At 36.4% G+C, this 12,782-nt stretch carries 10 protein-coding genes; 5 read left to right on the top strand and 5 right to left on the bottom strand.

Annotated elements, in window-relative coordinates; translation table 11 throughout:
* Positions 1–180: 180 nt before the first annotated feature.
* Both AC6H0V_RS11680 and AC6H0V_RS11675 read right to left on the bottom strand, forming a co-directional pair.
* Positions 181–1,353 (bottom strand): MFS transporter, encoded by a 1,173-nt coding sequence (locus AC6H0V_RS11680; RefSeq protein WP_497560356.1) that lies wholly within the window; start codon positions 1,351–1,353, stop codon positions 181–183.
* Between the two features lie 4 nt (positions 1,354–1,357).
* Positions 1,358–2,107 carry a hypothetical protein gene (locus tag AC6H0V_RS11675; RefSeq protein WP_497560355.1) on the bottom strand — a complete coding sequence of 250 codons (750 nt, stop codon included), beginning with the start codon at positions 2,105–2,107 and terminating at the stop codon, positions 1,358–1,360.
* A 201-nt stretch (positions 2,108–2,308) separates the two neighbouring features.
* Here AC6H0V_RS11675 and AC6H0V_RS11670 point away from each other — a divergent pair, with 201 nt between their 5' ends.
* From AC6H0V_RS11670 to AC6H0V_RS11650, 5 genes are read left to right on the top strand one after another with little or no spacing between them, the layout of a single operon-like run.
* The gene (locus tag AC6H0V_RS11670) at positions 2,309–3,022 is read left to right on the top strand and encodes a hypothetical protein (RefSeq protein WP_497560354.1); all 714 of its coding nucleotides are present in this window, start codon (positions 2,309–2,311) and stop codon (positions 3,020–3,022) included.
* 1 nt (position 3,023) lies between these two features.
* A complete protein-coding gene (locus AC6H0V_RS11665; protein WP_497560353.1) occupies positions 3,024–5,762 on the top strand; it encodes a TonB-dependent receptor in 2,739 nt (912 codons plus the stop codon).
* 2 nt (positions 5,763–5,764) lie between these two features.
* Positions 5,765–6,910 carry a DUF4249 domain-containing protein gene (locus AC6H0V_RS11660; RefSeq protein ID WP_497560352.1) on the top strand — a complete coding sequence of 382 codons (1,146 nt, stop codon included), beginning with the start codon at positions 5,765–5,767 and terminating at the stop codon, positions 6,908–6,910.
* 4 nt (positions 6,911–6,914) lie between these two features.
* Positions 6,915–9,272, top strand: coding sequence for a hypothetical protein (locus tag AC6H0V_RS11655; RefSeq protein ID WP_497560351.1), 2,358 nt, complete (start codon positions 6,915–6,917; stop codon positions 9,270–9,272).
* Positions 9,273–9,304: 32 nt separating this feature from the next.
* Positions 9,305–9,955, top strand: coding sequence for a GDSL-type esterase/lipase family protein (locus tag AC6H0V_RS11650; protein ID WP_497560350.1), 651 nt, complete (start codon positions 9,305–9,307; stop codon positions 9,953–9,955).
* 163 nt (positions 9,956–10,118) lie between these two features.
* On the opposite strand, the gene AC6H0V_RS11645 is transcribed toward AC6H0V_RS11650, so the two are convergent.
* The 3 genes from AC6H0V_RS11645 to AC6H0V_RS11635 all read right to left on the bottom strand — a co-directional run bounded on the left by AC6H0V_RS11645 (position 10,119) and on the right by AC6H0V_RS11635 (position 12,652).
* The gene (locus AC6H0V_RS11645) at positions 10,119–10,700 is read right to left on the bottom strand and encodes a hypothetical protein (protein ID WP_497560349.1); all 582 of its coding nucleotides are present in this window, start codon (positions 10,698–10,700) and stop codon (positions 10,119–10,121) included.
* Between the two features lie 138 nt (positions 10,701–10,838).
* Entirely contained in the window at positions 10,839–11,582 is a 744-nt protein-coding gene (locus tag AC6H0V_RS11640; RefSeq protein ID WP_497560348.1) for a LytR/AlgR family response regulator transcription factor, read from the bottom strand.
* Between the two features lie 5 nt (positions 11,583–11,587).
* Positions 11,588–12,652 carry a sensor histidine kinase gene (locus AC6H0V_RS11635; RefSeq protein ID WP_497560347.1) on the bottom strand — a complete coding sequence of 355 codons (1,065 nt, stop codon included), beginning with the start codon at positions 12,650–12,652 and terminating at the stop codon, positions 11,588–11,590.
* Positions 12,653–12,782: the final 130 nt, after the last annotated feature.

Below are 12,782 nucleotides of genomic sequence, written 5' to 3'. Positions count from 1 at the left end.
TGGATAAACCTGATTGATGAGAAAACCACCATGGAACCCTAATTTTGTAAGGTGCAAACCATGACCTTGCAACGAAAGCACCAAAGGAGAGCCCATTTGGGGCAGGACTGGCTGGGGCAATGGAATGCTGGAACCTACATTTCTATACTGATAAGGACTTGCATACTATGGTTTATACAGCTATGAAGTTGCCTTTCCAGCGTCTCTATCCTTAACCAAAGCCATTATCCCAACAAAAGGGCCCAAGGCTAATAGCATATAGATGTAATTAGCATTTTCATTAGTCCGCAGTGCGCTTATTAATTGTATAGATGCAATGGTAATGGCAAAGCCGATGCATACCACAATGGTTAGCGCAGTTCCTTTTAGCTCGGCAACTGCGTTTTGTGCAACTAGAGAAGAAAATAGGGGAGAATCGGCTACTATTGCCATCCCCCAGATAAACAGGAAAACCAGCAGAACGGTGGGCGAACTAGTTAACAGGATCGGCGAAAGCAAACAGCAGGAACAAGAGGTGCCCAATGCAAGTGTTGCAATTTTCTTTGCGCCAAACCGTTGAGCAACCAAGCCACTTATTGCACATGCAATGGCGCCTGCAGCAATGATCAGAAAACAAAGAAGAGGCACATTAAAATCCACCTGCTGATGTTGGCTTTTATAATGCGATAAAATTAAGGGTAGAAATACCCAAAATGTATAAAGTTCCCACTGGTGTCCAAAATAGCCCATGGCAACCACATTAAATTTTTTGTGTTTAAAACAAGCCAGAAAAGAGCCCAGCTTTAATTTCTCGCCCGCCTTTCTAAAGGGTCCATCGGGTACCAAAGTTCGTATCGCCAGGCCTCCACAGAGTGATAAAATGGAAGTTGCAAAAATAACATCTCGCCAAGGTAAACCCCCAATGCTCTTTAGCAAAAACGGAAACCCCGTTCCCATCACTAATGCTCCTACTAAAAAACCCAATGATTTTCCAAGTGTTTGCGGATAGTGATCAGCTGCAATCTTCATTCCAACGGGATAAATGCCTGCCAAGAAAAAGCCAGTTAAAAATCTACAGATTACTAAAATAGGCACATCAATTCCGTTAATCGCAATTGACATATTAACGAGGGCAGCCAGTATTGCGCAGGCAAAGAAAACTTTCGATGGCGAAAATCGATCTGCTATGGCAAGTAATGAAAATACCAAGGTTCCAACAATAAATCCAAATTGAACCGTACTCGTTAATAAGGCTAAATAACTAGGGTCAAGTTTGAAACGTAGCGCAATATCGCCCATGATTGCATTACCTGCGAACCATAATGAAGTACAAAAAAACTGGGCAATGACTAGCGTAGGGAGAATTTTTTTCATCTACCTAGTTTCGCCAATGCCATGACCCGAATTTATCAGGATTAAAAAAATCTGGGTTTAAAGGTACATCGATCTTAAAATCTGAATAAGTTTCTGTTTGGACTAACTTATTGCCTACAAAGATTTTAACAAATCCCTCGTGCCAAATTTTGCCCACTTTCTCGTGATTTTCGAATTGGCATTCTAGCCGGGATTTTTCTTCTTGTTGGATCATTCTCACCAGATAATGTTCTTTAGAGTCGTACCATAATTGACTTTTAGTAGTATCTGGGACTGAGACCCCAAATACCTCAACGTCATGGCCCTTCCATGTAGTTTTAAAATTCTTACTCAAATCAAAACTTGCTGATTTTAATTTTTGTTTAACCTGTTCGATAGTTTCAAAAAACATTCCACCTAATAAATAAACCAAGATATTTGGATTTACAGCAGGTTTAAGCTTTTGGGATTTTCTGAAGTTATATGTCGAATCTCCTCTGTAAATAATAGCGTTACCATCTTTGGGATCTCCAATGTCAATTCTGAAAAGATTAGGAAATATCCCTGCCTCATACCAAGTCTGGGAGCGGAAAAGCGTATCGGCACGATAATTATTTGTTTTTTGAACGAATGTTATTGTTTTGGGCCACTTGCCATAAAACTGTTGATGGATAGCTTTAAATTTCGGATGTACATCTTGAGCTACCGCAAAAAGTGCAGTTAATACCAATAACCAACTACAGGTTAATTTTTTGATCCTAGATGATGATTTCATTTGAATTATTTTATACAATATACGGGTAGTGGGCGTAATGACAAAACAAATTATCAGGCAGCACTAATTTTTTACTCAAGTAATCGATACGAATTAATTTTCTTCTAGAAAAAGGTAAACAACAAGATAAAATTTTTTTATTATAAGATTTAACTATCGTTTTATTGACTTAATATTTTTATATTGGGATAAATTTTTTTTATGAGGATTGGTTTAAAATTATGCATAATTCTGAATTTAAGTGCAACTGCGATTTTTGCCCAAGCAACCACCGACCTTGAGGCCCATCCTTCAGAAAAGGCCGCAATTGCCACTTTTGTAAGTTTAATTAATAAACAATCCCGCATCTTCAATGGCACCACTTATTATTCTTATGGTACTAATGTTGGTGGCTCGTCTACTTTTCTTGATACGACATTAGTTAGAGGAAGATTGATCTATGAGCATGAGGTATATGATGGGGTTCCTTTGATGTATGATCTATATATTGACAGATTAGTCTCTACCAATGACCGTGTGGCATTTAGTTTTATTAACGAAAAGGTTAATGATTTCTATATCAACACCCATCATTTTATATATATGGATATGTCTCCCTATAAAACACAATTAAAAAACGGCTTTTATGAATTGGCCTACGATGGAAGGAATAAGGTTTTGGTTAAAAGGTCTAAAAAACTAAAAATTTCAACTAACCAAGAGATGCCTTATTATTTTAAATCTGCTGATGAATATTTTGTGCTAAGGGGAAATGAGATTTTCGAAATCGGTAGTGAAGGTGCATTGCTATCTTTATTTAAGGATAAGAAGGATGAAATGAAAAAATATGCGAATCGCGAAAAAATAAAGTTCAACACTGATCCTGCAAAGGCAATGGTAACCTTAATTACTTATTACGAAAGCTTATCTAATTAATATGCGGCTACTTTCACTCTTATTCTTTTTTGCTTTTTTGTTGGCCACAGCTGCTTTTGCACAAGATAAAACAGAAAAATTGTACAGTGTCGATGTTCAACAAGCTACAATTAGCAAAATTGTTGATGATTTAGAGCGTCAAAGCAACTACCATTTTTATTATGATCCACAACTGCTGGATAGCCTGACTTTTACTGCTAAAATTAATAATAAACCTTTCTCAGTCTTGTTGCAACAGCTTTTCGAAGGCTCAACTGTTAATTTTTTAGTGTATAAGAATGATGTGTTTTTAACAAAAAACAGCCAACCTTTATTGAGCTTGCCGCAGGCCTATCAAACCATTACAACAAAAGGAGATCCTGCTCCAACCAACTCAACAGTAATTATACAGGAAGCTACCACTCCAAACAAGCGTTACGAGATTGGTATTAAAACCAACGAATTAAAAAAGGGAACGGCAACTCTTTCTGGTTACGTTAAGGAACCTACCACTAACAAGCCTTTGCCCGCCAAAATCTCGGTGTATGAATTGGGCATTGAAACTAACGCAAACCAAAATGGATATTATACGCTAACCTTACCCCTGGGTATGCATATCTTATCAATTAGTAGTCCGGGAAAAGGAGAAACTACACGGCAACTGATGGTATATGGCGATGGAAGTTTAAACATCTATCTTAGAGAGCAAGTACTTACCTTAAAAGAGGTGCAAATTTTAGCTAATAAAGCTTCTAATGTAAAAAGCGTGGAGATGGGCGTTAATAAAATCGATGTTAAAACGCTTAAAAAAGTACCATCGTTATTTGGTGAGCCCGATGTGTTAAGGGTAGTTTTAACATTGCCGGGTGTGCAAACCGTAGGCGAGGCCAGTACGGGATTTAATGTTCGTGGTGGATCAACTGATCAGAACCTGATCTTGTTAAATGGTTCAACAATTTATAATCCTTCGCATTTCTTTGGATTTTTCTCTGCCTTTAATCCGGATCTGGTAAAAGATGTTCAATTGTATAAAAGTACCATTCCAGAAAAGTTTGGCGGCCGATTATCCTCTGTTCTAGAAGTAACCAATAGAGAAGGAGATAAAAAGAAATTTACTGGTTCGGCAGGTATTGGGATTATCACCAGTAGGTTTAATATTGAGGGACCAATTGACAGTGGCAAAACTTCTTTCATTTTTGGCGGAAGAGCAACCTACTCAAATTGGCTGCTGAAATTGCTTCCGGATTCGTATGAGAAAAGCAAAGCTGCTTTTTACGATTTTAATTTAGGAATTGATCATCAATTTAACGAAAAAAATTCGCTCTCTATTACTACTTATTACAGCAAGGATAATTTTAAATTAAATAGTGATACCAGTTATAAGTATAGCAATAAAAATGCTGCCGTTAAATGGAAACATATTTTTAATCCGAAATTAAATGTGGCATTTGCCATTGGAACAGATCTATATGATTATAGCATCGAGAGCGAGTCTAATCCTGTTAATGCCTATCAGCTTAAGTTTAATATCAATCAAACTAATTTTAAAACTGATTTTGTCTATGGCTTAAGCCCTAAACATACACTTCGATTTGGCCTTTCTACCATTTATTATCAGCTTAAACCAGGATCATTCCAGCCCATCGGCAGCGAGTCATTAGTTGTGCCAGATGTGGTCGAATCTGAGCGGGCATTAGAAAGTGCAATCTATTTGGGCGATACCTATGATATAACCCAGGATTTATCGATCAATGCAGGTCTTCGTTTCTCTAATTACAATTATCTAGGAGCGCATACGCTGGCAAATTACGCTCCAAATCTCCCGATTATCGAAAGCAACCAAGTGGGCACGTCTACATATGGTAAAAATAAGGTAATTAACACCTATCAGGGGCCAGAAGTAAGATTTGCGGCAAGGTATAACCTCGCTTCAGACCTTTCTGTAAAAGCTTCTTATAATACGTTAAGACAATACATTCATTTACTATCAAATACCACCGCAATAGCTCCCACAGATATTTATAAGCTCAGCGACCCCAACATCAAACCTCAATTGGGCAATCAAATATCATTAGGGTTATATAAGAACTTTTCTGCCCAAATATTTGAAACCTCTGTAGAAGTATATTATAAAAAACTAAAAGATTATTTGGATTATAAAAGCGGAGCTGATCTGGTATTGAATCATCATATTGAAACAGATGTGGTAGGAACACAGGGCAAAGCATATGGACTGGAATTTTTTGTGAAAAAAAATGCCGGAAAATTAACCGGATGGATGAGCTACGCGTATTCTAGAATTTTACTTAAGGTAGATGATGCAAATGGTGAAACACCAATAAATGGCGGAAGCTATTATCCTGCAAATTACGATAAGCCCCATGCATTTAATTTTACAGGCAACTATGCCTTTAAGCAACGTTATAGTTTATCGTTAAATGTTACTTATAGCACTGGCCGGCCTATTACCTTACCTACAGCGAAATATTATTACGCGGGAAGTGAGAGGGTATTCTACACGGAAAGAAATGCCTATCGCATTCCTGATTATTTTAGAACAGATCTGTCATTTAATATTGAAGGAAATCACAAGTTGAACCAAACCTTTCATAATTCTTTTACGATGGGCTTGTATAACCTTACTGGAAGAAAAAATGCTTACTCTATCTATTTTACGAAAGAAAACAATGTAATATCTGGGTATAAATTATCAATTTTCGCCTCTATATTACCATTTATAAGTTATAACATAAGATTTTAGCTATGGGAAAAGTATTTAAAACATATGTATTAGTTGTTGGCTTGCTTTTTTTAGGCTGCAAAGAAAAATTTAATCCAGAAGTTACCACCTCTAATAGTAATATTCTGGTTGTGGAGGGATTTATTAATTCAGGTGCCGATTCAACAATTATTAAATTGAGCAGGACAGTTGTAATTGCAAAAGAGAATACCATTAACCCAGAAACAGCAGCCACGGTAACGGTAGAAAGTGATGCCAATGACATCTATACCTTAGGAGAATTGGCCCTTACCAAAGGCACATATGCAGCTTTGGGATTAAATTTAAATCCAAGTAAAAAATATCGTCTTAGAATTAAAACCACCAAAGGCGGAATATATCTTTCTGATTTTGTTGAAGTTAAACTAACTCCCCCAATTGATAAGGTAGGATTTGACATTAAGGGAGATGAGGGATTAGACCTATATTTGAATACACATGATGCTACCAATAAAGCAAGATATTATAGATGGGAATATGATGAGACCTGGATCTTCTATGCCAGCTTTAGATCTACCTTATTTTGGGATGGAACCAAGCTTGCTCCAAGAGACATGGTTAATAACAATATTCATAAATGCTGGGGAAATTTCAAATCCAGTTCAATTTTATTAGGGTCATCAGTAAAACTTGATCAGGATGTTATTTCTAAACAGCCACTTACTTTTATTCCATCTTCATCAGAAAGGCTTTCCGAAAGATATAGCATTTTAGTTAAGCAATATGCTTTAACCAAGGAGGCATATGATTTTTGGCAAAACCTTAAAAAAAATACAGAAAGCTTAGGTTCTATATTTGATGCCCAGCCTTCCCAATTAACAGGGAATATCCACAATGTAAGCGATGCGGGAGAGTCGGTAATTGGATATATTAGTGCGGGGAGTGTTCAACAACAACGGATTTATATCAATTTTGACGAATGGCCAAGAACATATAGGGTAGCTGTACACGGAGAGTGTTTTCCAATAGGTGAGGCCACCCTTAAGCAACCAGGAGATGATAAAGCTTATTTTGGTTCAGGATTCAATATTCCGATCGACTATACAGCAACCGGAGTGGCAGCTTCTAGCAGACAATGCGCTGATTGTACATTAAGGGGAGTAAATAAGAAACCAGCATTTTGGCAATAAACGTATGACTAAGATAATTAATAGATTCATATTGATTTTTTTATTAACGGTAGTTCATCTAACCGTTAAGGCTCAACTTTTACCGAAAGTAGAGGGTAAATTTGCGGCCTATCAGCAGAATTTTCAGGAAAAGCTGTTTGTTCATACAGATAAGGAATGCTATGTTGGTGGAGAACTGTTATGGTTAAAGATCTATACGATAAATACAGTTACAGATAAACCCACTGCTGTAAGCAAACTTGCCTACATAGAGCTATTAGATCAAAATAATAAACCTCTTCTACAAGCCAAGATTTCCTTGGTAAACGGAAGTGGCAATGGCTCGTTAGTTATCCCCTCTGATTTGAAAAGTGGAGTGTATAAATTTAGAGCCTATACCAATTGGATGAAAAATTTTGGTCCGGATTTGTTTTTCGAAAAACAGATTACCCTCTTAAATGGGAAATATACACCTGAGAAAGTTAATATAGAAAAAAATAATATCGACCTGCAATTTTTTCCAGAAGGAGGAGACCTTGTAGAGGGGATTGCTACAAATGTTGGATTTAAGGCAACAGGAAGCGATGGTAAGGGAGTAAATGTGAATGGTGCAATCTTAAATCAAAAAAATGATACTGTTGCTAAATTCAACAGCTTCAAATTCGGGATTGGTCAATTTAAATTTATGCCGCAGGCCAATACCACCTATCGGGCTGTAATTGTATCGGGCGGAAATCCAATCAGTACTTCATTCCCTGCCAGTAAAAAACAAGGTTATGTGATGTTGGTTACCGACCATGGGACATCGTTGCAAGTTGATGTAGCCACAAACCTAAATTCAGCAAAGGTATATCTATTCGTTCACAATAAGGGAGTAACATCCTCAGTAACGCTCGCTAATATTGTTGGGGGGAAGGCTACATTTCAAATTGAACAATCTAAGCTTGGGCATGGAATTTCACATATAACCTTATTTAACGAACAGGAACAGGCTGTTGCCGAACGGTTATATTTTAAAGAAGCAACTACAATTTTAAGTGTAGATGCCAAGCCTTTGCTTAGCTCGTATTCGCTTAGAAGCAAAGTAAATGTGTCTATTTCAGTAAAAAGTGAAGTACAAAATTTAGATGGGTTAGATTTTTCACTTTCAGTTCGAAAATTAGATTCCCTTCAAGAAGTGGGCGAAGGTAATATAGAAAGTTACCTACAGCTAAGTTCGGATCTAAAAGGAAATGTGGAATCTCCAAGTTATTATTTCAATAAGACTGCAGAAGCGAGAACAGCGCTAAATAACTTATTAATTACTCAAGGTTGGAGAAGATTTGCTTGGGATAAAGTATTGAATGAAACGCCTCAAATTAAATTTTTGCCTGAATATAATGGGCATCTAATAAATGGTAAAATTGTAGATAAAAACGGCAAAGAATTAAGTTCTGCCCATGTTTATTTTGGTGTTGCAGGAAGGAGAATTCAATTTTATGAAAGCTTAAGTGATGCGGATGGCAACTTTCTATTTAATACAAATGATTTCTATGGCGATAATGAAATTGTAGTGCAATCAGATCAATCGGATACAACTTCTACGCTCTCCATTCTTAGTCCTTTTTCAGAGCAATATACCTCTCCTCTTTCTTCGCGATTTGTAGTTGATAAGAACCGTTTGAATTCTTTTGAGCTCCAAAGCCTTGGAGCCCAGGTGCAAAATAGTTACATGTCCAATAAGACAAATAAATTTTTGCGGCCAGCAATTGATAGCCTATCATTTTATGGCAAATTATTTCGGACGTATGAATTAAATGATTACACCCGCTTTAGAACAATGGAGGAAACGCTGAGGGAATATGTGAAGGAAACGATGGTATCTAAGTCAGATAAAAATTTTCATATCAATATTATCAGTCAAGATATTAGTTTAACTGATGATCCATTGGTGCTGATAGATGGGATTCCTTATTTTAACATTAACAATGCAATGAATATTGATCCAAATAAAATAGAAAAGTTAGAGGTAGTTGTGGAAGGTTTTTATCTAGGTTCTTCCAAATTTGAAGGGATTCTTAGCTTTTTTAGTTATAAACCTAGTCTGGCCAATATTGATCTAAACCCCAAAGCCGTAGTATTAGATTATGAGGGCATGCAACTTCAGCGAGAATTTTATACACCGGTATACGAAACAACCTCTCAGTTAAACAGTAGATTACCAGATTTTAGGAACGTACTTTATTGGTCGCCAACCTTAAAATTTGATTCAAATGGATCAGGGACGGTTAATTTTTACAGTTCTGATTTACCGGGCACGTATTTAGGCACCATCAATGGTTTGGATAAAAATGGCAATCCCGCATCAAGCACGTTCAGCTTCCAAGTTAAAGCTGCCAACTAATTAATCTAGGTGTAGGATCTATTGAATATAAAATGAAAAAACTTACGTTAATTCTTGCATTCTTAATTACGTTTTCAACGTTAAATGCGCAAGAAGCTCCCTTCGCCAAAGAAATACAACACTTTAAGAAGCTAGACAGTATCAACTTTCCACCAAAGAATGCAGTTCTTTTTATCGGCAGCTCTACTTTCACCAAATGGACAGATGTACAAAACTATTTTCCAAAGCATGTAATTATTAACCGGGCTTTTGGTGGATCGTCATTACCTCACCTCATCAATTATGTTGGGGATATCGTTTATCCTTATCAACCTAAACAAGTTGTAATTTACTGTGGTGAAAATGATTTTACTGAAAATGGGATAACAGCTCAGATTGTGGTGGATAGGGTTAAGAAACTTTTTGAGCTGATTAGAATTAAATACCCAAAAGTTTATATAGCCTATATTTCCATTAAACCCAGTCCCTCAAGAGAGAAATATTGGCCTCAGATGATCGAAGCAAATAGAACTTTAGTTGAAATAATTGCTAAAATGAAACGCACAACGTTTATAAATACCTTTGATTCGATGTTTGATCCTGATGGATTGATTAAAAAGGATATTTTCTTATCGGATAATCTGCACATGAATGCTAAGGGATATGAGATTTGGAAAGGAATTATGGAGCCTTATTTGAGGTAATAACCTTATAGCGAATTGATATCCATCAGTAAAAACAAGTTGGTTTAGCGCTTTTTTGTCTTATCAATACTAAAAGTATTTTCATACACGCCTCTGTAACTCGTAACCTCATTGATTTTCAATAGCTCCACCTTTAATTCATAAACCCTTATTTCTAGCGCATTTATTTTAGCTCTAACTCGTCCACTTTCTGCTCTAATGAATCCATTCTTAGCTTAAGTGCCTCCACTTTAAGCTCAAGAATATCCAATCTTCGCTCGAGTGCATCCATTCTCAGTTCAAGCATCTCCATTCTCTGCTCAAGGGCATCCATTCTACGTTCAAGCACCTCCATTCTCTGCTCAAGGGCATCCATTCTACGTTCAAGGATATCCATTCTTTGTTCGAGAGCATCCATCCTTTGTGCGAGAACTTCCATTCGTTTTTCGAGGACTTCCATTCGTTGTTCGAGGACTTCCATTCTCTGCTCGAGGACTTCCATTCTCTGCTCGAGGACTTCCATTCTCTGCTCAAGGACTTCCATTCTCTGCTCAAGGACTTCCATTCTTTGATCAAGGATCTCCATCCTTTGATCAAGGATCTCCATCCTTTGCTCGAGGACTTCCATTCGTTGTTCGAGGACTTCCATTCTTTCTTCAACCGCCTCCAATCTCTTATTAATGGCTTCAAAACCAGTTTGAATAATATCCATTAATAAGCCCAGTTTTTTATCAATTTCTACAACAGCAACTTCTAAACTTTCCATCAGCATCAGTATTTAATAGTCAAATATAAATCATTCATATTCAATTGGTTGAATATAATAATTAATATATTTTAGGTTAAATTTTTTGCTTTTTGATTAAAGATTTTTAAATAAAAGTTTTATTAATCAACCAGGTGATTAAATATCGAATCTTTGCCTTAAAGCCTCGCTGTTAGATCTGCTCGAAGTGATACGGGTTTCATTGGCATTATTAAGTACAAAAATCAATGCACCATTAAATCCCTTCCTGATTTCTTTAATATAATCCGTATTGATCATCTCGCTTCGGTGAATCCTTAAAAATTCATCAGGGAGTTTTTCTTCAAGGGTTGTTAAGGTAAAGTCTGTAAGATGTTTTTTCCCATCCACCGTGTGCAAGAAAACATATTTATCTTCTGCCTGCACATGCACAATATCTGAAAGTTTAATGAGCAGAATTTTATCACCCAACTTAACCGTAAGTGTTTTTAGTATTTTTTTACCGTGTATTTGTTTAATAAGCTCTTCAATGGCAATGGGATCTGCTGCCAGCTCGGTTTGCCTTAACTTTTTTATGGTTTTTTCTAATCGCTCAAGTTCAATGGGTTTTAACAGATAATCAACAGAACCTTCATCAAATGCTTTAATGGCATATTGGTCATAGGCAGTGGTAAATACAACTTTTGGGTAATGGCTCAGTTTGCTAAGCATTTCAAAGCCATTTAAAATAGGCATTTCTATATCTAAAAAAATGAGCGCAGGTTTGAGATCATCGATCAACTTTAAACCTTCAACACCATTTTCAGCTTCTGCTACAATCTCGATTTCTATATATGTTGCCAATAACCGTTTCAAACGTTGACGGGCCAGTTTTTCATCATCTATGATAATTGTTTTCCACATATCTTTTAATGTAAAGGGATTGAAATTTTGATGTGTTTCTTAGGGGAATTGTTGAGTTGCAGCTCATAATCATCCTTGTATAAAAGCTGAAGCTTATCATAAGTGCTTTGCAAACCATATCCAGCTTCAATTGCTTCGGGAAAGGGTTCTCCATTATCAGAAACGATAAGCTCTATGCGGTTGTCTTTTTGAGCAATCAAAACCTCGAGCTCCCCATGTTCAGGAATGTCTTTTAAACCATGTTTCAACGCATTTTCTACTAGAGGTTGCAATAAAAAGCGCGGAATTAATTGGTCTTCTATTCCATTAGGATGATTTATTTTAAAGTTTATCCGATTGCCAAACCTCACTTTTTCAATTGCCAAATAGGTGTTTAAAATCTCAACTTCTTCTTTAATAGAGCAAAAATTCTCTTGCATCGTGTTAATGCTGTACCTAAATAATTTGGAAAGTTTAATGGTCATTTCCTCAGCTTTATCCGCATCCTCATGAATAAGGCTTACAATGGAATTTAAGGCGTTGTATAAGAAATGGGGGTTGATTTTAGACTGTAAGGCCTGTAACTCAGCCTCTGTTTTTAGCTGACTTAATTTTACCAGTTCCATTTCTTTTTCTTTTAGTACCGCTTCAGCATTTACGCGCTGAAAATGGTACAATAGAATTAAGGTGCTAATGATCAAAGTTATAAATGTGGTAAACTTATATTCGCTCAGGTGACTGAAAAAATCATAATGACTATTAAAGATCAACGAAACGATGAAATAAGAGAACTCAATTCCAATAACCATTCCCGCCAGGCTACAGCTATAATATAGGAGAATAAATCGCCAAAAATTATAATTGGTTGGTTCAAAGAAGCATAATACCAGCCCAATCACATTGGTAATACTTAATGTGATAAAGAAACTGAACAGAATATTTAGAAGTACATTTTGGAGATGCATATAATTTGGATTAAATATGCCTCCGAACAAGCTCATCACTATTCCAACAACAATACCAATGCCTGCATACTTTAAATTGGTACGCATCCAGCCTTCTTTCCTAAAAGGTAACTTCCTTTCTATCATGTAGGGTTAAATTACCTTTTTAAATCGAACAAATACGATAACTTAATCCCATTTTACGTTCTAGGTAATCTTAGGCTCAAATTTGCAAAACTGAAGCTGTTTATTAAAGATAAATCCGCCAAAATGTAGC

It is taken from the genome of Pedobacter sp. NO84 (assembly GCF_059703915.1).
Note: the sequence above shows the minus strand (reverse complement) of the source record. Positions and strands in the feature narration are given on the sequence as shown.